This is a genomic window from Verrucomicrobiia bacterium (assembly GCA_019634635.1).
Lineage (GTDB): Bacteria > Verrucomicrobiota > Verrucomicrobiia > Limisphaerales > UBA9464 > UBA9464.
Genome location: JAHCBB010000039.1, coordinates 22,601 through 41,656 on the forward strand (window position 1 = coordinate 22,601; position 19,056 = coordinate 41,656).

Below are 19,056 nucleotides of genomic sequence, written 5' to 3' on the forward strand. Positions count from 1 at the left end.
CACAGCAAGGTAACGACGGACCCCGATGTGTAAACCAGTTTGTGGCGGGATGCGTTCCCTCGTTCGCTCGATGGGACGGCGGCGTCCGGACCCAAACGAGTTGAGCCCCCGCCTTGCGTCGCCAAGTCCAACTTGGCTACAAACCCGCCGTGCCGCAGCAGCAAACCATCCGCAAGGCCGCCTCGTTCTCCGGGATCGGCCTTCACTCGGGAAACCGGGTGACGCTGACGTTCCTGCCGGCTTCGCCCAACACAGGACTGCGGTTCCGAAGGGTGGACCTGGAAGACCGTCCCGAGCTCGATGCCCGCACGGAACTGGTCGTTGACACTCAACGGTCCACGACCCTTGGACGTGGTGCGGTGCGCATCCACACCGTTGAGCATGTTCTGGCCGCGCTTGCGGGGGCGGGGGTCACCAACGCGGTGATTGACCTGGATGCCAACGAGCCGCCGATCGGTGACGGCAGTTCGCGGGAGTTTGCACGGATGCTTCGTGACGTCGGGCTGGAGGTGCAACCGGACCCCATTGAACCCCTCCGCCTCACGGCCCCGGTCGAGGTGCAGGTCGGAGCCGCGCAGATGGCCGCCTTTCCACATCCGGGGCTGAAGCTCACCTGCACCAGCGTGGACAAGGGCGGGCGGTTCACCCAGTTCTACTCGCTGGAGGTGACCCCGGAGAGCTGGGAACGCGAATTGAGCCATGCCCGCACGTTCGGATTTCTCGACGAGATCGAGCACCTGTACCGGAACGGGCTGATCCGCGGCGCCAGCCTCGAGAACGCCATCATCGTCCGCGATGATGCGGTGCTGACCAACGAGCCGCTGCGCTATCCGGAGGAGTTCGTGCGCCACAAGATGCTGGATCTGGTGGGGGATCTGGCGCTGATCGGACGTCCGCTGCACGCCCACATCCTGGCGGTCCGACCCAGCCACCAGGCGAACACCGAGCTGGCCCGGGCCATTCTCGCCCAGGCCCGCAAGCCGCTCGAGGCCGCCCAATCCTTTGCCCCGCCGCCTCCCGAGGCCCGGCCCCGCGCCTCACGGACCGAATCCCGGGGCCCCGCTTCTGCCGCCGTGACCACTCCCGACTCCACCGAAACCGTCGTGCGCGACGGCGCCGTCCTCGACATTGACCAGGTCATGAAAATGCTGCCGCACCGGCCACCGTTCCTGATGGTGGACCGGGTGACGCGCATTGCCGGCAACCAGATCACCGGCCTCAAGCAGGTGACGATGGGCGAGCCGTATTTTTCGGGACACTTCCCCGGACACCCCATCATGCCCGGGGTCCTCCAACTGGAGGCCATCGCGCAGGTCGCGGGCATCCTCCTCATGCGGCAGGCGGACAACCTCGGGAAGCTGGCCTACTTCATGTCGGCCGAGGACGTCAAATGGCGCAAGCCGGTCCGTCCCGGGGACTCCCTGGTGATCAATGTGGAGCTGACCAAGACACGGGGTCGGATCTGCAAGGCCAAGGGGGTCTGCACGGTCAACGGCGAGACGGTCAGCGAGGCGGAGGTCACGTTCATGCTGGTGGACCGCTGAGCATGGCCACGACTCACCACTCCACCGCCATCCTCCATCCCGGGGCGGAGATCGGGGACGGATGCGAGATCGGCCCGTACTGCATCGTGGGCGCGCACGTCCGGCTGGGTCCGGACTGCCGGCTGCACGCCCACGTGGTGATTGACGGGCATACCGTCCTGGGCGCCCGCAACGAGGTCTATCCTTTCGCGTGCCTGGGGGCTCGCAGCCAGGATCTGAAGTGGCGCGGGGGGCTGACCCGGGTCGAGATCGGCGACGACAACACCTTTCGGGAATACGTCACCGTGCATGCGGCCACCGCGGATGGCGGGGTGACGACCCTCGGGTCCCACAATCATCTGCTCGCCTACACGCACGTGGCGCACGACTGCCGGCTCGGCAATCACATCGTGATGTCGAACCTCGCGCAGATGGCCGGGCACGTCACCGTGGAGGACCATGCGATTCTCGCCGGCATGTCGGCCATCCACCAGTTCTGCCGCATCGGTCGTCTGGCCATGGTCGCCGCCTGCACACCCGTGCGGCAGGATGTCGTCCCGTTCATGCTTGTTTCCGGTGATCCGGCAGTCACCGTTAAGGCCAACACCGTCGGGCTCGAACGGGCCGGCGTCCCGCCGGAGGTCATCCGCACCCTCGGTCAGGCCCACCGGATCGTCTTTCGCGACGGGCTGGCCCTTCCGAATGCCCTGACACGGCTGGAGTCCGAGCTGCCCGACTCCCCGGAACTCCGCCACCTGATCCGGTTCCTGCGCTCCAGCGAACGCGGCATCACCCGGTGACCGGGGAATGCGCGGGACCCCTCCGCCTCGCCTGGGCCGCCATTGAACAACGGGAGGACTTCCGGCGTCCCAAGGCGCGGACTCCCTGTAAACCGGCGGCCTTCGCTGCCACCCAAGGGCGTCCCGCCTCTGGGAGAATTGAAACCGGCGGGACGCCCGCTGCCCCACCCCCTTCGCCTTGGTGCGGGCACCGTCCCAAGCCCTTCCGTCCGGGCAACATGAGACGCCCACAACGCCCAAAACGCCGACCACGCCACCGGGCCGTTTACGCCGGGAGCAGCACCACATCCTCCTTTTCCGCCGCGAATTCGGCATCCTCCACGTCGCTCTGCAGCGGTGCAAACCGTTCGGAATTGAAGCCCAACTCCCCGTTCAGGCCCGATTTCAATGCCGGGTCGCGAGGGTTGATGATTTCCTCGAGCAGGACGCCGATCTCCCCGTCCTTCCGCCCGCTCTCCGCACGCGTGTAATTGCCGCGTCCGATGTAGGTTGCACGCACGGTGTACACCGCATCCTTCACCGGAAGCGCCTTGAAAAAGAGCGCCGCCAGCGGGGGAAACTCGTCATTGACGCAGACCACCTTTTGTCCCTTCGCGAACATGTCCGGAGGATGCGAAACCGGGGTCAGCGCCTCCAGCCTGAGTTCGCAGCCTGGGTGAGATCGGTGGAAATCAGCATGCCGCAACCGCAGGGGCTCCCGGACCGGTATCGCATGACTTGCCGGCCGTGGAAGGACTCGATTTCGGTATAGCTCACCGTTGCTGCGTCGGCCCGGTGCATGCAGGTGGAGTACGGCCCGCGCATCGGCTCATGCGAAGCGTGCAGGCGGTGCAACCAAGCTTCACTGCCGGCATCCGCGGCCTCCCGGCACCTCTGAAAGACGCCGCTCCGAGCGCGACGCGCCCCGGCTTCGTCGAAGCCCGAGGAAATCCACTGCCGGGGCGCCCACGGGTGGGACCTCGCCGTCAACGCCACCCGGTTCCAACGCCACTCATGAACGGTCCCGGTCCCCGGAAAAATGCCGATGAGGCGGAACGGATTCATCTGGGCCAGCGGCAGCGCTCCCACCAGGACGGTGACCTGGTCTGGCTGATCGGCGGTCCGGGCAGCCAACACCACGCCGCCCCGGGAGGCCACTGGCGCCGGCGCGCGGGCAGTTTCGGCATACCCATTCACCAGGGCCAGAGTGATGCCGGCATCGTTCAGGTTGATCCACGTGCCGCCGCCGGGTTCCCGGGGGTGAAGGACGCGGCGTCCGTAGACCTCGTGGACCGAGGGAGGAAGGGCGGCAACGCGCGACCGCAGTTCGTCGCGGTTCATGGCGAGACGGTAGTTGCGGCCCTTGGGCCAGAAGGTGACGGAACACATGGAGAACAGTGGTCGCGCCGCGGTTCGGTGATGCCGCGGACGTCAGTCCGCGAGCGGATAGCTGGCCGTCAGCCGGGTCGTGTCGCGCCAGGCGCGCCAAAGTTCCATGACCGTGTTGCTGCGGGCACCCCGGTCCCGGTTGGCGGCACCAATGGCGAAGACCAGCTCCCACTGCTGGAACAGCGTCCGGTAGGCCCCATGGAGCGGACTCCGGGAGTCGTAGATGCTGGTCGCCTCGGCGGCGGCACCGTTGAGTTCAATGATCTGGAAGTTTCGGCCGGCGCTCAGATCCGTCTCTGAGGCGTAGCGCAGATCGTAGCGGCCGATGAAAAATCCGGGCACGCCTCGTGAGATGCTGTCGAGCCGGTCGGCAAGTCCGGGCGTCAGCAGATGGGCACCGTCCCGGAAGATGCAGCCCTGGGCATGATTTCCGGCCTCGACCAGCCGCAGCGCTTCGCCCTTCGCCAACACGTCGTCGCGCCGGGTGGCGAAGCGCGTGAGATAGCGCTCCGCAACGAACCGGGCGCGCGGATCGGCATGGATCAGCTCCTCGATCGTTTGGTGGCCGTCGCCGGTGAGCGATGGAAAGACTTTCTCCGTGACCGAAAAAATCCGGCCGTGCGGCTCCTGTGGAAACCGGTAGTAGAAGACGCCCAGTTCGAGGGGCCCGGGGGCGTAGCGCTGCACCACGAGCGCAGCGTCGGTCCGGCTCAGATAGTCCTCCGCCCCGGCGAACCCGCGGATCAGTTTCACGCCCGCACCGCGCTGGCCCACGTCGGGCTTGAGAATGAATGGGAAGGAGATGGCATTCCTGGCACACAGGCTGCGCAACATTTCCAGGCGAAGCGCCATCCGGTTGCCCGCGTTCCTCTCGTCGGGGAATGCGGGGAGGAGCCACGCTTCGGCGGTGAACTCGGGGCTGGTCCGCGAAAGTTCCCGCAACGTGGCAAACTTGGATTCGCCCACGAGACCGCCGGTTGCGATGCCCGGATTCGCGGCACTCGGCAGCGTGATCCCCCGGTAACGCAGCGCGAGCTGGGCATAACGGGCGACGACAGGCAGGTAAAACAGCCACGCCGGCCAGAACTCCCAACGCCGCCAGCGGCCAAAGCGGGGGCCCCATCGGCGGATCATTTCGCACCAGGGCCGCCGGCAAACGTGGCGCAGTCCCACGAGCACGACCGCCACGAGGACGGGCAGCAGCCAGCCGCCGATCGGCGCGCCAGACAGCCGGACAAGCCCGAAAAGGAGCACCAGGGACATGGGCGCCGGGATCAGGGGCGGGCCAAGGTTTGCCCGTGCGCGACCGTGGAGGGCGCAACCCCGAAGTGCGCCGGCAGCGCCGCATTCAGGAGCCGGGCAATGACGGCGATCAGGGCGTAGTGGTGAATGCCGTGGGCGATGGTGTACACGAGCTCCCGGCCCAAAGTGGACTGCGTGACCGGCGCGTCGCCGTGCGTGTAGCTGACCTCGCACCGGGTCGAAACCGGGGCGTCCAGAGCCCCGGGCGACAGCCCTTCAAGGCGACGCAGCAGCTGTCGCGTCACACGACGGGCGATCTCCGGTTCCCGCTCCAACCGCGGATCCCGCCCGCGGTGGCCGTAGTCCACTCTCGCGCACCCCATTCCGTCGAGCAGGCTGGCGAAGTGGTCGAGGCAGTGTCGGTAGTGTCCGCCGATGGAGGCGTTGAACGCGACAGGCACCCTGGTCGCGTAGACTTCGGGGCTCAGCGCCTCCAGCAGCCCATCGCCCTGGTGCAGAATGTCCATCGAGGCGGCAAGCACGCGACGGGAATGGGCGGTTCGAACCGGGGAACCGTCGGCAGGCTCCGGCGGATGCCCGGCCGCTCTGGAAACGACCCGCGACGGGCGATGAAGGAGCGGAATCAACGTCCCAGAGGCGGCGGGAAGGGTCCTCGTCACGCGGTTGGGTCGCACCGCAGGCCGATCGCTTACACAGCAGTCGTCAGGAGGTTGACGCCTCGAAGCAACCCCCGGGAGGACCAGGTCATCCGGCCCATTCGCAGCGCAGACGCCCTTTGATCCGGATCTTCGCCTCGGGAGGGAGTCCCCGACCAGAGGACGGCAACCGGTCCACCGACGACGCCGCCGCTGCACGGAGGAAATCGAGCTGCCGCAGGTAGCGTTCGCATCCGCTGCAGATCCGCAGGTGGACGCGCAGCCGGAGCCGCGTCCAGGGCGTCAGCGGCCGCTCACAGGCAAGCGATGCGAGCTGAACGATCCGCCGGCACGCCGGGGTGAGCGCCGCCAGCAGGAGGATCCCGCGCCAACGGAGCCATTTCACGGGACCGTTCATGACGCGTCGGGCTCCGGGGGTTGGGCGCCAAACCAGTTCACTTCCAGACACCGTCGCAACGCCATCCGCGCACGGTGGAGCATGACCCAGAGATTGTTGGGCGTGATGTTCAATGACGCACAGATTTCGTCGCCCGGCACGTCGTCCACCTCGCGCAGCAGGAACACGCGCGCCACGCGATCGGGCAGCTTGCCGCTGCACCGCTGAAAAACCCTCCAAAACGCCTCCTGGTCGAGCGCCGCTCCGGCCCCGTTCCACTCGGTCGGCGCAGCGGCCGCATTCCAGTGGTCGGGAAAGGCGGCATTCTCGAACGTCCTGGCTTCCTCGTCTCCGTAGAATTCCAGGTCCGTGAACACCGTTTCGCGGCCCACTTTGCGGAAGTGGTCGAGGATCTTGTGCTTCAAGATGCCCGTCAGCCAGCTGCGCTCCGACGAACGGCCCTCAAAGCGGTGATGCGATTTCAGGGCGGCCAGCAGCGCGTCCTGCACGAAATCCTCGGCCAACACGGGGTCGCGCAGACGCGAAAGGGCGTAGTGATACAGGCAGTCCCCGTGCTCATCCACCCAACGTTCGGGATCCAATGCGGGCGGGGGCTTCATCGAACCTGCCGAAGGCTGGGCCGGGCCGGCTGGATTGTCAGCAGTACTCGTCATGATCGAGGCGGCGGGTGGTCATTTCCGGCTTCCGGACCGCTTGGGGCGGTTCGGCAAATGGGCGCGCGCAGCGATTGAATCAGTCGGGACCGCGCAGCCCCGGACAACCGGATCCCTGGAATCTCCGCGCCCCGCCTGCGACGAACCGCGCGGTGCAGCCAGAGGATCTGGGCCCGGTAACGCCGGCAAAGCCGGCAAAAGAGGAGGTGCAGGAACATGCCCGGCCGCTGCCACCAGGGCAGGCACCCATCCAAAGCCCCTGAGGAATGCCGGCACATCTCGCGACAGTTCGGCAGCAGGGCCGCCCGCAGGCGGGCCGACGCCCCCTCATCGTGGCGCTTTTGGTGCATGATTCAGATTCGCGATCGGGCCGGGACGACGCCGGGGCCCCTTCAATCGGTGGGTCGGAGCAATCCGCCATCCCTTACAACCCAAGGTTGCCGACCCTGCCTGTAAGTTTTCGGCGGATGCAACGACCGCTCATGGGCGGGTCATCGGCGCCTTGCATCACAAATCAGAACGCTTCACCTCCATGAAAAAGACCTTTGCAATGCTGTTCGCCCTGGCGGCCGTACTGGCCGCCGGCAGCGCGTGTTTCTCTCCTTCGTCCAAGCCCGATCCGAATTTGCCGGCACTCCGGACCAATCCGCCGCCGTCGTCGGTGGCTCCGACCGCAACCCCCTGACATGACCATCGCCCACCAGGCCGCAGAGGCGCGCATGGCGTTGGCGACGGCCTGGGCACAACTGCCGGCGTCCCTGCAAACACCGACCCAATTCATGGGCCGGCACTACGTCGGATGCGGAGCCACCATTGGCGCCATGCCGCGTTGTGACTTCTCGTGCCGCGGTTGTTATCTGGGTGCCGACGCCAATCGGGCCCGTCCCAGCCCGCTCACGGCGTTGAAGGACCAGTTGCGGCAGCTGCGCGCGTGGCTGGGGCCGGCGGGGAACGTGCAGCTCACCGACGGCGAAGTCTCGCTGCGGGCCGAGGCCGAAGTCATCGAGCTCATCCGGTACGCGCGGTCCATCGGGCTGGTGCCGATGCTGATGTCCCATGGCGAGACCTTCCGCCGCCGCCCCGGCCTGCTGGAGCGCTTCATGACCGAGGCGGGACTCACCGAGTTGAGCCTGCATGTGGACACCACCATGCGGGGCCGCCGGGACGGCTACGCGGGGGCCCGCATGGAGTCGGAGCTGGATGGCCTGCGGACGGAGTTCGCCGGATTAATCCGCGGAGCGCGGCGCCGGACCGGACGGCGACTTGAGGTGGCGTCCACTGTGACCGTAACCCGGGAAAACCTCGCCGGAGTGCCGGGGATCGTGCGCTGGTTCCTCGCAAATGCCGACGCGTTCAAGATGGTGAGCTTTCAGCCGCTGGCCTCCGTGGGGCGGACCGAGGTGGCACTGCGGGGCGTGACAGCGGACGCGTTGTGGGCGCGCATCGTCGAAGGCACCGGAAATCCCGACGTGGGCGTGGGCGACGGGTCCCTGGGCCATCCCGCCTGCAGCCGCTTCGTCCAGGGGCTGGCCGCTGGACAGGGCGACGCGGTGCGGTTCGAACCGCTGTACCGGCGGGATCGTCCGGCCGAGTTGGCGGTGCTCCGAGAAGGATTGGATCGCCTCGGAGGCGAGTCGTTCCGGCTGGACGGACAGCGCGACGCCATGGTTCGGGGCGGGAGATTGGCCCGGCGCCACGGCGGCTTCCTGCTGGGCCGCGCGTTGCCGCACCTCGTTCGTGTCTGGTGGCGCACCAGCAGTCTGCGCCCGCGGTACTTCTGCCTCGTCAGCCATCACTTCATGAATGCCGGGGAAACGGAGACCCCACTCGGCAGGGAACGGCTGGCCGTCTGTGCCTTTCGCGTGCCCGTTGACGGCGTGCTCCAGCCCATGTGCGCGGTCAACGCGCTCGGCATTCGAGAGGCCTACTACCGGGGTGCAACCCCGGTTGGGGAGACCGCATGACGCCATACGGTTTTTTTGCGGCACTGGGCGGGCTCGTCGCCATCCTCTGGCTGCGGAGGCACCGGGCCGGGCTGGGCGTCACCGACAACGAGTTCTGGGCGGCCATGTGGACGTTGCTGCTGGGCGGCATCGCGGGGGCCAAGGGGCTGTTCGTGATCCTGGGCTGGCATCACTATGCCCGGGGTGAACTGCGCTTCTGGGCCGACTTCGGCACCGGATTCGTCTTTTTTGGCGGTCTGGCCGGAGCGATTCTGGCGGGGGCCGCGTTCGCCGCCGTACGCCGGTTGGATTTCTTCCGCGGCTCCGACTACTTCGCCGTGGCGTTGCCGCTGGGACATGCATTGGGGCGGGTCGGCTGCTTCTTTCAGGGCTGCTGCGGGGGACACCCGCCGCATCCGGTGCAGCTCTACGAGGCGGCCGGATTGGTGGCGATGGCGGGATGGGGGCGCCTGGTGCTCGACCGCGTGGAAGCGGGTCGCCTGCTTCCGGGCACCGCGTTCGCCGGGTACCTCGTCGTGTATGGATTGCTGCGCGTGCTGATGGACCCGCTGCGGGCCGACGGCCGGCCGGAGCGGTGGCTGGGCCTGTCCGCCCAGCAGGGTCTCGCGCTTGCATTGCTCGTGCTGGGTGTCACGGGCCTCATCTGGCGTGCAGGAAGTCCCGGCGGCTCGCGCGTAAGGAATCTCCGTGCCGTCCCACTCAACCGCGAATGAAAGGACGTGCGTTCCTCCTCGCGCTGGCGGCGTTCGCCGCTGCTGCCGTGGTTTCCGCGGCGGACAAATCCCTGCTCAACCTGGACAAGGACGGCGTGGCCATCCAGGGCTACGATCCCGTGGCGTTTTTCACGGTGAAGGCGCCGGTCAAGGGCAGTCCCGGGTTCACGAGCGAGTTTCGCGGCGCGAAGTACCGATTCCATTCCGCAAAGAACAAGGCGGCGTTCGACGCGGATCCCGCCAGGTATGAACCGCAGTTCGGCGGCTTCTGCGCGTTCGGAGTTTCGAGGGGCAGACTGGTGGAGATTGATGTCACCGCGACCCAGATCGTGGATGGCCGCCTGCTGCTGCAGTACAGCCCCGGCGTCCGCGATGACTTCACCAAGGATGCCGCGGGGAACCTCAAGAAGGCTGACGCCCACTGGCCGAAGCTCGTTGAAAAGAGGGGCAAATGACCGCGGTCGTCGAGTTTCTCCTCGCGGTGGCCGGGGTGTACCTTGCATCGGGTGCCCTGTTTGCGGTCGCGTTTCAGGGTTTCGGCCTGCGCCGGATGGACCCGGCCGCAGCGGGCGCGGGCGCGGGTTTCAAGATGCTCATCACCCCCGGAGTGATCGCGCTTTGGCCGCTGCTGGCGCTGCGCTGGTGGAGGCTTGGGCGGGCGGAGGCTTTCCCCGGCGAATCCGAGGGGCCGGTGGCGCCTCAATCGCTGCGCGCCTCGCACCGGCTCGCGTGGCGCCTCCTGGTGGTGTGGGTACCGGTGATCCTGGCGGCAGCGTTGTGGTGGCGGCCCCGGGAGGTCCCCGGCTTGCAGATTCCCGGTCCGGAGCCGGAACTGCAAACCCTCCGCACGCCGCGCGGGCTCCCCTGAACACCATGCCCGTCCCCCGAAACTCCCCGCATGTCCCTCGCATACCGCGCCATTGATTGGAACCGGCAGAAGCGGATCTACGACCTGACGCTGGTCGGGCTGCTGGCCCTCTTGCTGGCGACTTTTGTCGGCGTGTCGCTGTGGGTTTCGCCGAACTTCACGGCCGAGACGCTGATCATCCGTGGCACCGCCGTCGCCGCGCTGCTGCTGCTGCATGTCCTCCTGTGCGTCGGACCGCTGGCCCGGCTTGATCCCCGCTTCCTGCCGCTGCTCTACAATCGCCGGCACCTGGGCGTGACGATGTTCCTGCTCGCCCTCGTGCACGGGGTGTTTTCGGTCTTCCAGTTTCATGCGCTCGGAGACGCACATCCGCTGGAGAGCGTCTTCACCGCCTACTCGCAGGACTATCGGGTGCTCGCCGGCGGCCACGTGAATGTTCCGCACGCTCCCTTCGAGCCGTTCGGGGTGGCGGCGCTCGCGATCCTGTTTCTGCTGGCGGCAACGAGTCATGACTTCTGGCTGCGCCAGCTTGGAGCGTCGTTCTGGAAGACCCTGCATCTTGGCGTGTACCTGGCGTACGGCCTGTTGCTGGTTCACATCGCGCTCGGCGCGCTGCAGTCGGAGCGGCATCTGCTGTACCCGGCACTCCTGGCGTTGGGTTTCGGGGTCGTCGCCGGACTCCATCTTGCCGCGGCGCGGCAGGAGGCGCGAAGAGACCGGGCGGCAGGTGCAGCGGAACGTGAAGGCTTTCTCGCGGCCGGCCCCGCGGACGGAGTCGGCGAAGGCCGTGGCCGGGTGGTGCCCGGCGCCGGCGGCGGAAGGATCGCACTGTTTCGTCACCAGGGTCGAATCTTCGCAACCTCCAACGTCTGCCGCCACCAGGGCGGTCCCGTGGGCGAGGGACGGATCGTGGACGGCTGCATCACCTGTCCGTGGCACGGGTGGAACTACCGGCCCGACGACGGCTGCAGTCCGCCGCCGTTCCAGGAATTGCTGGCGACCTACGACACGAAGATCGTGAACGGCGAGGTCTGGGTAAAGCGCCAGCCGAACCCGCTGCGGACGCGATGTCCCGGAGCGCCCGTCCCGATGACATGAACGAAGAGTTTTACATCGGTTACAAATCGAGGGGGCCGTCCGGATTGGCGCGGCACACCCGGGTCGCGGTGCTCGCGGTCGGCCTGCTGACGGCGCTGGCGACGGCCCTGACTGCTGCGCGGCAAACGCCAGCCGATTCGGGGACGTTTGAGTATGGAATCACCCGCACCTTTGAAGGAGTCCTCCACGAAATGCCGCTTCCGATGCTGCGCACGGTTTCGCCGGCGGGTGGGGTCACGAACTACCTCCTCGTCGGGGCCGGCAAGCATGGCCTGCCCGCCTGCGCCCGCGGCCACGACGGCGAACGGGTGCGCTTCCAGGGCTCGCTGATCCGGAGGCGGAGGGCAGTGATGATCGAACTCAATCGGCCGTCCTCCTTTGAGGCCCTGGGTCGCCGCCCCGTCGGGGAAACGGAGGCGCGACCCAGGGTGATCGGGGAGGCGGTGCTGTCGGGGGAACTGGTGGACACGAAATGCTGGCATGGCGTGATGCGACCGGCCACGGGCAAGGTCCATCGCGCCTGTGCGGTTCGTTGCCTCAGCGGTGGCGTGCCGCCGGGCCTCCTGGTCCGGGATGGCGGGGGAAATGGGACCGTGGTGCTGCTCACCAGCGACACGGGGGCGCCGCTAAAATTCGACCCGCAATGGGCCGCCCGGATCGTCACCGCAGACGGGACCCTCGAGTACCGCGATGAGATCCCCATCTTGCGAGTCAGACGTCTGGCGCTGGCCCCGTCGCCACGTTAGCTCCCAAGGACCTGCCGCCGCGCCAGCATCCCAAGTGGGCCAAAGGAGGCCTTCGACCGCGCGCTGAATTTTTGGTGACGCGCCAAGATTGGCCAAGCAAGCGCTATGCGGCAAACCGGGCTAGCGTCGCTTGAGATCCGGCACCGACAAACGTCGGCAAATCTTCCGACAGAGAATGTCAGGAATACCGCTGTGGCGCGGAATCGCCTGCATTGCACCCGTGCCGGGATTGTGAAATAAAGAATGTTCCCCACCTTCACGTTTGAGACGGCAGCCGTAGGCCTCAATGTGCCGGATCAGCTCTCGACGATTCATCCAACTGCGACCAGAACCTCCTCGGCATCCGACTTGAGCTCGCTGAGAGCCGAGGCACGCCGCTCTTCGAAAACCAGCTCAATGGCGGCTGCCAGGCTCTGCAGACATTCCTGCTTGGAATGGCCCTGGCCGTTGGCCTCGGGCACTTCCGGACAGGTTGCGATAAACCACTCGCCTTCGCGCTGCACATAGGCGGTGAACTGGTTCTTCATGAAGCGAAGGTATTCCCGAGAATGGGATCGAAGCAACCACGCTCATTGCGTCTGCCCGGAAGCCACGGCATTCCTGCACTTCACCAGGCTCCTGATCGCGGCAGCGGCGGGCATCGCCGCGGGCCACTTCGTGTACGCCCCGCACCACCGGCCCCCGATGGCCGGCAGCCGGATCCGGACGCGATGACGAACCGTCCCCCCAGGCAGATCGTTGTGACTGTTGCCCGGGCGGCGGGAATTCCCGTGGAACTGATCAAGCTGGTGCACCGGGCAGGACTCGAACCTGCAACCTTCTGATCCGAAGTCAGAAGCTCTATCCAATTGAGCTACCGGTGCCCGCCGCCACGTTTGAACCACGGGGCCTGACGCTTGGCGAGCCGGAAGTCGCTGGGTCCCGGCTCGCCATGGCTGGACTGTTACGTCAGCGTGACGGTCACTTGACGGCGCCGCAACCAACAGGGGTGCAGAGACTCGACACCGCCCGCAACCCGGACCGCCGCCGGTTCCTGCACGTGGCTTCGCGGCTGCGCCTCAACGATCCCCTCTGGGTCGCACCGCTGGAGTCGGAACAACACCGGGTTCTCGGTCCCGGAAACCCGTTCCACAAACACGCCGCCATGGAACTGTTCGTCGCGACGGGCCCGGCGGGCGACGTCGGACGTCTCGCCGTCATCGAGGACCGCACCCACAACTCGATCCACGGGGAGCGCACGGCCTTCTTCGGATTCTTCGAATCGGTGGAGGACCCCGCCGTTTCCGGCGCCCTGTTCAATGCGGCGGCGGACTGGGCACGACACCGCGGCCTCGACCGCCTCCGCGGCCCGATGAATCCCTCCATCAACGATGAGTGCGGGCTGCTGGTGGAGGGGTTCGACACCCCGCCGGCAATCATGATGCCCCACAACCCGCCGCATCACGCACACCTTCTGGCGGCCTCGGGATTCGCGAAGATCAAGGATCTGCTGGCGTTCCAGATGCGGGTGGCCGATGCCCCGGCGGCGGTGTTGTCCCGGTTTCTCCAGAAGTTCGCGCGCCGCGAACCGGACGTCACGCTTCGCGCCCTGGAGCGCCGCACCCTGGGCATCGAGGTGCCAAAGATCCGGACGGTGTACAACCTCGCCTGGGAAAAGAACTGGGGCGCCGTGCCACTGACTCCCGCGGAGATTGACTTCCTGGTGGAACGTCTCGCCCCGCTGCTGGTCCCCGGGCTGGTCTGGGTGGCGGAGGTTCGCGGGGAGCCCGCAGGCTTCCTGCTCGCCTTGCCCGACTTCAACCAGGTGCTCCGGCGCTTGCGCGGGCGGCTCCTGTCCGTCCGGTTGCCCCTGGTGCTGCCCGATCTGCTCGGCTGGCGGCAGCCCGATGCCATCCGCATGGTGGCCCTTGGGGTTCGCCATGAGTTTCAAGGGCGCGGGATCGAATCCGCGATGCTGGCGAAAACGCTGGAGGCCTGCCGACGGCGGCACTTCGCGACCTGCGAGGCCTCCTGGACGCTGGAGGACAACACGGCGGTCCAACGGCTCATCGCCCGCTTCGGGGGACGCCGGCACAAGACCTACCGGATCTTCGAGAAGCCGCTATAGCGCGCCCGGTGCAACCCGCCGTCATTCGCGCACCGTGGCGCCGAGGCGATCCTTGAGCGCCATCACCAACGCGCTCTGGACCGCCTGAACCTCCTCGTCCTTCAGCGTGCGATCGGCCGCCCGGTACGTGAAGGCATAGGCGAGGCTCTTGGATCCTTCGGGCACGTGACGTCCGCGAAACACATCGAACAGCGCCACGCTTTCCAGGTGGGCCGGGCGCAGCGCGCGAACCACCTCCAGCACGGCGTCATGAGTGACGCTTTCCGGGACAAGAATCGCAAGATCGCGCTCGACGGCCGGAAACTGGGGCAGCGGCTTGAAGGACGCGGGCTCCTGCCGCCGCGACAGCAGCAGGTCCAGATCCAGCTCGGCAAGGAACACCGCGTCGCGAAGTCCATGGTCCCGTGCCACCGCGGGCTGCAACCGGCCCAGGCGCCCCACGAAGCGGCGTCCGCCCAGCGACATCGTGGCGGACTCCAACCAGAACGGAGACCCGGCGGCGTCGGCGGCCCACGTCACCCCGCGCACCCCAAGCGACTCCAGAAGCGCCTCCACCACCCCTTTGGCATCATACAGGTCGCAGCGGGCCCCGCGGTCGGCGCCACTCCAGAATCCCGGGTCCCGCGCCCCGGTCATCGCAAGGGCCAGTCGCCACCCCTCCCGGGGCGCCGGGGCCCCGCCGGTGAAGACACGCCCCAGTTCGTACACCTGCACGTCCGGATTCCGGCGGCTCAGGTTGACCCGGAGAACGTCCAGCAGCCCCGGAAGCAGGGAGGGACGCAGGACGTTCATGTCCGAACTCAATGGATTGGCGAGTCGGACGATGTCGGGAGTCATCCACAAGGCGGATGCCTCGGAAACAAGGGTCTGTCCCTGCGCCTCCAGCAGCCCCAGGGACGCCAGTGTTGTCCGGACGCCCGCCATGCGGTCATGGACCGCGTCGAAGGGATGCGTCCCGACCGCACCGCGCGGGGGGGTCGCCGGGATGCGATCCACACCGTAGAGCCGCGCAACCTCCTCAATGAGATCAGCCTCGCGCTTGAGGTCCACGCGCCAGGTGGGAATCCGGAACTCCAGGGCGCCCTCCACGGTTGCCAGCTCCGAAGTCACCGGTTCCAAGCCGAGGCGCGTCAGATATCCCGCCTGTTCCTCCGCGGGAATTGAGACCCCGAGCAGGGCGTCGGTGCGCCGGGGACGCAGCGGGATCGTGCGGTTCGGCACGGCATCCGGCTGGACATCCACCACACCCGCCTCCAGGACGCCGCCCGCGGTCTCCAGGATGAGTGCGGCACACCGGCGGCTGGCAGCCTCGCAAGCGCCAATGTCGGCACCCCGCTCGAACCGGTGACTGGCATCGGTGCGCAGACCCAATGCCTTGCTGGTGCGGCGGATCCCTGCAGGCGCGAAGGTCGCCGACTCCAGCAGCACGTCGGTCGTGGACGCCGTGATTTCCGAGTTTTGGCCGCCCATCACCCCGGCCAGGGCAATGCCCTTTTCGGAATCGGCGATCAGCAGGTGCGCCGGAGTCAGCTCATGGACGCCGCCGTCCAGGGTGGCGAATCGCTCGCCCTCGCCGGCGCGCCTCACGACGATCGCGGGTCGCCCGTCCGGTCCGGCCGCCACCTGCCGCAGGTCAAAGGCGTGCAACGGCTGCCCCGTTTCGAGCATCACGAAATTCGTGACGTCCACGAGATTGTTCACGCTGCGAAGGCCGGAGCGCTCCAGAGCGGTCCGCAGCCAGTCCGGACTTGGACCCACCCGCACCCCGCGCAGGACCCGGGCGGTGTATCGGGGGCAAAGGTCCGGCGCCTCGATCCGCACCGCGACCGAGGCGTCCACGCCCCCCCCTTCTTCGACGGGCCGCGGGTCGGGAATCTGCAGCCGCTCCCCGGTGACCGCAGCCACCTCACGGGCGATGCCGATGACACTGTTCCAGTCCGGCCGGTTGGGGGTGACCTCCAGATCGAAAACGACATCCCCACCCGACCGGCCGAGATGCACGGCAAGCGGCTGGCCCACCGGGGCGTCGGGACGCAGGATCAGGAGGCCGTCCGCAGCCGCCAGGCCGAAGTCCTCGGGTTGGATGCCCAACTCCTCCGCGCTGCAGAGCATGCCGTGGGATTCCACGCCGCGGATCCGTCCGACCTTGATGGTGAACGGTTCGCGTTCACCCGCCCGGGGCGGCAATGAGGCGCCCGGGAGAATGAGCGGCACCTTGTCTCCGGGCTGGAAGTTGCGGGCCCCGCAGACGATCTGGCGTTCCCCCTGGCCGTCGGCAACCCGGCAGATGGACAGCTTGTCCGCATTGGGATGCGGATCGCGGGTTAGCACCTGGGCGACGACCACCCCGTCGAATTCACCCCCGAATCGCTGCACGGATTCCACCTCGAGGCCAAGGCAGGTCAATCGCCCGGCCAGATCCTCGGGGGTGCCGTTGAAGGCGACGTACTGCCGCAGCCAGTTCAGTGAAAGCTTCATGACGCAAGGCCCGCGAACTGCCGGAGGAACCGGAGGTCGTTCTCGTAGAACAGCCGGATGTCGGTGATCCCGTACCGAAGCATGGCAATGCGCTCGATGCCGAAGCCGAACGCCCAGCCGCTCCACACCTCGGGATCCCAGCCCACATTCTCGAAGACCTGCGGATGGACCATCCCGCAACCGGCGATCTCGAGCCATTCCTTGCCGAGCTTGCGCACCAACGCGTTCGAAAAATCAATCTCCAGCGACGGCTCGGTGTAGCTGAAGTAGTGCGGACGAAACCGCAGCTTCACGTCGCCCCCCAGCACCTCGCGAAACACCGCCTCCACTGTGCCCTTGAGATCCCCCACGGTGACACCGCGATCCACGTAGAGCCCCTCAATCTGATGAAAGGTCGGGTTGTGCGTCGCATCCGCATTGTCCCGCCGGTAGACGCGTCCGGGCACGACGATCCGCACCGGCGGCGGCCCGTGGCGCATCACGCGGATCTGCACCGACGACGTGTGGGTGCGCAGGAGCGGCCGCCCCGGGGCGTCGAGGAAGAAGGTATCCTGCGTGTCGCGCGCGGGATGATCCGCGGGGGTGTTGAGTGCGTCGAAGCAGTGCTCCTCGTCCTCGATTTCCGGCCCATCGGCCACGGCAAAACCCAGCCTGCGAAAGGCCCGCACGATGTCGCGGGTCACCTGCGTGAGCGGATGCAGCCCGCCGGTCCGGCGGTGGCGTCCGGGCAGGGTGAAGTCGGTGGGTTCCGTGGGCAGGGACGCCCGGATCTCGAGCTCGGACCGGCGCGCTGCGAGCATGGCCTCGATTTCAGCCTTGGCGGCATTCAATGCCCTTCCGGCGACGGGGCGCAGGTCCTTGGCGAGGGACCCCAGTTCCTTCAACAGCAGGGTGAATTGTCCCTCGGTTCCGAGGAAGGCACCCTTGGCCCGCTCCAGCGCCGGAAGTTCCCGGGCGCCCTGCAGCTCGGACATGGCCGCCTGTTTCACCGCATCAATGCGATCCAGCAGTGACATGAAAGGGAGAGGGCGCGGGGTGAAGGCTTCGGACGAGGTTCCTGGAAACGCAGCGGCGCGGACGGCCCGGTTTGGGACATCCGCGCCGCCTCGGGAAGGAGACCCGGTACGCCTTGAAACTCAGGCCTTCGCAGCCGCCTTGGTCTTGAGCGCACCCTGTGCGGCCTCGACGACCTTGCCGAACGCGGCGGCATCGGTGGCGGCGAGGTCGGCGAGCACCTTGCGGTCGAGGGTGATGCCAGCGGCCTTCAGCCCCTCGATGAACCGGCTGTAGGTGATGCCGGCCGAGCGGGCCGCGGCATTGATGCGGATCTGCCAGAGGGCGCGGTATGTGCGCTTCTTGGCCTTGCGATCCCGGTAGGCGTACTGGAGGCCGTGATCCACGGCATCGCTGGCGTACCGGTAGAGCTTGCTGCGCTTGAGCCGGTAGCCCTTGGCCAGCGTCAGCATGCGTTTGCGGCGTTTACGGGAGGCGGGAGCGTTGGTGACGCGCATGGGAGAAAATCAGGACAGAAGTGGCAGGAGGCGGATGCCGCAGAGCGCGGCCGAAATCAGTGGGAGAACGGCAGGCAGGCCTTGATCTTGTACACGTCGCGGGGGCTGAGCTCCATCCACTCACCCAGGCGGCGGCGGCGCTTGGCGCTCTTGCCCGACAGCAGGTGGCGGGTTCCGGAGTGCCGGGCCATCACCTTGCCCTTGGCGCTGATCTTGAAGCGCTTGGCGACCGATTTCTTGGTCTTGATTCCCTTGGGACGTCGCATAAATGGCCTTGAAAACTGCTCGTTAAAGGCCGGCGATCATGCGGGCGTGCCCCATGGGCTGCAAGAGGAATCCACTCAAAAACCAGCTCCCTGGTGCGTCGGGAAGCCGCCGCCAGGAAACGGGCCGCCAGTGACCTGTCCCTCTCCTCCCCGTCCATTTGTTGCCGGCCCAGCCTGGACCTGAAGGCGACGGGCGGATGGGTGGATGGGGTGAGGCTCCGCCGAACCGTACGCGCCACCGGGAGTTGGGATTGTGGGGACTCCACGAGCGTACGCGTTGCCCCACCGGTGGGGGAAGAATTGGTGTGGCACTGATGGGGTTGGGCCTCGAATTGGTGGGGTGAGGCCTTTACCTGGTGGGGTGAGGCTCCCGCCGAACCGTACGCGCCACCGGGAGTTGGGCTTGTGGGAACTCCACGAGCGTACGGCTCCGCGAAGCGTCGCCCCACCGGAGGGAGAATTGGTGTGGCACTGATGGGGTTGGGCTCCTGACCGGTGGGGTGAGGCTCCCGCCGAACCGTACGCGCCACTGGGAGTCTGGCCTGTGGGGACTCCACGAGCGAACGGCTCCGCGGAGCGTCGCCCCACCGGAGGGAGAATTGGTGTGGCACTGATGGGGTTGGGCTCCTGACCGGTGGGGTGAGG

Annotated in this window: 23 protein-coding genes and 1 tRNA gene; 11 read left to right on the top strand and 13 right to left on the bottom strand. The window is 67.3% G+C overall.

Features of this window, described 5'->3' with window-relative positions:
* The first annotated feature begins 149 nt into the window (after positions 1–149).
* Together lpxC and lpxA are read left to right on the top strand one after the other, a co-directional pair.
* Positions 150–1,544 (top strand): UDP-3-O-[3-hydroxymyristoyl] N-acetylglucosamine deacetylase, encoded by a 1,395-nt coding sequence (lpxC, locus tag KF791_18410; protein MBX3734554.1) that lies wholly within the window; start codon positions 150–152, stop codon positions 1,542–1,544.
* Between the two features lie 2 nt (positions 1,545–1,546).
* Positions 1,547–2,323, top strand: coding sequence for an acyl-ACP--UDP-N-acetylglucosamine O-acyltransferase (gene lpxA / locus KF791_18415; GenBank protein MBX3734555.1), 777 nt, complete (start codon positions 1,547–1,549; stop codon positions 2,321–2,323).
* A gap of 265 nt (positions 2,324–2,588) precedes the next feature.
* On the opposite strand, the gene KF791_18420 is transcribed toward lpxA, so the two are convergent.
* The 6 genes from KF791_18420 to KF791_18445 form a co-directional block, all read right to left on the bottom strand.
* Positions 2,589–2,924, bottom strand: coding sequence for a hypothetical protein (locus tag KF791_18420; protein MBX3734556.1), 336 nt, complete (start codon positions 2,922–2,924; stop codon positions 2,589–2,591).
* 23 nt (positions 2,925–2,947) lie between these two features.
* Entirely contained in the window at positions 2,948–3,691 is a 744-nt protein-coding gene (locus tag KF791_18425; GenBank protein ID MBX3734557.1) for an NRDE family protein, read from the bottom strand.
* A gap of 42 nt (positions 3,692–3,733) precedes the next feature.
* Positions 3,734–4,954: a carboxylate--amine ligase gene (locus tag KF791_18430; GenBank protein ID MBX3734558.1), complete on the bottom strand. Its 1,221-nt coding sequence runs from the start codon at positions 4,952–4,954 to the stop codon at positions 3,734–3,736.
* An 11-nt stretch (positions 4,955–4,965) separates the two neighbouring features.
* Positions 4,966–5,475, bottom strand: coding sequence for a DinB family protein (locus KF791_18435; GenBank protein ID MBX3734559.1), 510 nt, complete (start codon positions 5,473–5,475; stop codon positions 4,966–4,968).
* A gap of 223 nt (positions 5,476–5,698) precedes the next feature.
* Positions 5,699–6,007: a zf-HC2 domain-containing protein gene (locus tag KF791_18440; GenBank protein ID MBX3734560.1), complete on the bottom strand. Its 309-nt coding sequence runs from the start codon at positions 6,005–6,007 to the stop codon at positions 5,699–5,701.
* Entirely contained in the window at positions 6,004–6,606 is a 603-nt protein-coding gene (locus tag KF791_18445) for a sigma-70 family RNA polymerase sigma factor (GenBank protein ID MBX3734561.1), read from the bottom strand. Before KF791_18445 ends, KF791_18440 begins: the two co-directional genes overlap by 4 nt.
* Before the next feature lie 586 nt (positions 6,607–7,192).
* On the opposite strand from KF791_18445, the gene KF791_18450 reads away from it, so the two are divergent.
* From KF791_18450 to KF791_18480, 7 genes are read left to right on the top strand one after another with little or no spacing between them, the layout of a single operon-like run.
* Positions 7,193–7,345 carry a hypothetical protein gene (locus KF791_18450; GenBank protein MBX3734562.1) on the top strand — a complete coding sequence of 51 codons (153 nt, stop codon included), beginning with the start codon at positions 7,193–7,195 and terminating at the stop codon, positions 7,343–7,345.
* Position 7,346: 1 nt separating this feature from the next.
* Complete coding sequence (locus tag KF791_18455; protein MBX3734563.1) at positions 7,347–8,624, top strand: radical SAM protein; 1,278 nt, start codon at positions 7,347–7,349, stop codon at positions 8,622–8,624.
* The gene (locus KF791_18460) at positions 8,621–9,337 is read left to right on the top strand and encodes a prolipoprotein diacylglyceryl transferase (GenBank protein MBX3734564.1); all 717 of its coding nucleotides are present in this window, start codon (positions 8,621–8,623) and stop codon (positions 9,335–9,337) included. Before KF791_18455 ends, KF791_18460 begins: the two co-directional genes overlap by 4 nt.
* Positions 9,334–9,792, top strand: coding sequence for a tat pathway signal sequence domain protein (locus KF791_18465; GenBank protein ID MBX3734565.1), 459 nt, complete (start codon positions 9,334–9,336; stop codon positions 9,790–9,792). The genes KF791_18460 and KF791_18465 overlap by 4 nt, the downstream gene beginning before the upstream one ends.
* Complete coding sequence (locus tag KF791_18470) at positions 9,789–10,205, top strand: hypothetical protein (protein MBX3734566.1); 417 nt, start codon at positions 9,789–9,791, stop codon at positions 10,203–10,205. Before KF791_18465 ends, KF791_18470 begins: the two co-directional genes overlap by 4 nt.
* A gap of 30 nt (positions 10,206–10,235) precedes the next feature.
* Entirely contained in the window at positions 10,236–11,303 is a 1,068-nt protein-coding gene (locus KF791_18475; GenBank protein MBX3734567.1) for a ferric reductase-like transmembrane domain-containing protein, read from the top strand.
* Positions 11,300–12,049 (top strand): hypothetical protein, encoded by a 750-nt coding sequence (locus KF791_18480; protein MBX3734568.1) that lies wholly within the window; start codon positions 11,300–11,302, stop codon positions 12,047–12,049. Before KF791_18475 ends, KF791_18480 begins: the two co-directional genes overlap by 4 nt.
* 120 nt (positions 12,050–12,169) lie before the next feature.
* Here KF791_18480 and KF791_18485 read toward each other — a convergent pair whose 3' ends face one another.
* Both KF791_18485 and KF791_18490 read right to left on the bottom strand, forming a co-directional pair.
* The gene (locus tag KF791_18485; protein ID MBX3734569.1) at positions 12,170–12,364 is read right to left on the bottom strand and encodes a type II toxin-antitoxin system HicA family toxin; all 195 of its coding nucleotides are present in this window, start codon (positions 12,362–12,364) and stop codon (positions 12,170–12,172) included.
* Positions 12,361–12,576: a type II toxin-antitoxin system HicB family antitoxin gene (locus KF791_18490; protein MBX3734570.1), complete on the bottom strand. Its 216-nt coding sequence runs from the start codon at positions 12,574–12,576 to the stop codon at positions 12,361–12,363. Before KF791_18490 ends, KF791_18485 begins: the two co-directional genes overlap by 4 nt.
* On the opposite strand from KF791_18490, the gene KF791_18495 reads away from it, so the two are divergent.
* A complete protein-coding gene (locus tag KF791_18495; GenBank protein MBX3734571.1) occupies positions 12,575–12,763 on the top strand; it encodes a hypothetical protein in 189 nt (62 codons plus the stop codon). The two genes, KF791_18490 and KF791_18495, sit on opposite strands and share 2 nt — an antisense overlap.
* A gap of 72 nt (positions 12,764–12,835) precedes the next feature.
* On the opposite strand, the gene KF791_18500 is transcribed toward KF791_18495, so the two are convergent.
* A tRNA-Arg gene (locus KF791_18500) sits at positions 12,836–12,912 on the bottom strand.
* 125 nt (positions 12,913–13,037) lie between these two features.
* Here KF791_18500 and KF791_18505 point away from each other — a divergent pair.
* Entirely contained in the window at positions 13,038–14,156 is a 1,119-nt protein-coding gene (locus tag KF791_18505) for a GNAT family N-acetyltransferase (GenBank protein ID MBX3734572.1), read from the top strand.
* 21 nt (positions 14,157–14,177) lie between these two features.
* Here the strand turns inward: KF791_18505 and pheT are convergent, their stop codons facing one another.
* From pheT to rpmI, 4 genes are all read right to left on the bottom strand, one after another.
* On the bottom strand, positions 14,178–16,634 hold the full coding sequence (gene pheT / locus KF791_18510; GenBank protein ID MBX3734573.1) for a phenylalanine--tRNA ligase subunit beta: 2,457 nt from the start codon (positions 16,632–16,634) through the stop codon (positions 14,178–14,180).
* Positions 16,631–17,650 carry a phenylalanine--tRNA ligase subunit alpha gene (locus tag KF791_18515; protein ID MBX3734574.1) on the bottom strand — a complete coding sequence of 340 codons (1,020 nt, stop codon included), beginning with the start codon at positions 17,648–17,650 and terminating at the stop codon, positions 16,631–16,633. The genes pheT and KF791_18515 overlap by 4 nt, the downstream gene beginning before the upstream one ends.
* 120 nt (positions 17,651–17,770) lie before the next feature.
* The gene (gene rplT, locus KF791_18520; GenBank protein MBX3734575.1) at positions 17,771–18,145 is read right to left on the bottom strand and encodes a 50S ribosomal protein L20; all 375 of its coding nucleotides are present in this window, start codon (positions 18,143–18,145) and stop codon (positions 17,771–17,773) included.
* Between the two features lie 56 nt (positions 18,146–18,201).
* The gene (rpmI, locus tag KF791_18525) at positions 18,202–18,411 is read right to left on the bottom strand and encodes a 50S ribosomal protein L35 (protein ID MBX3734576.1); all 210 of its coding nucleotides are present in this window, start codon (positions 18,409–18,411) and stop codon (positions 18,202–18,204) included.
* Positions 18,412–19,056: the final 645 nt, after the last annotated feature.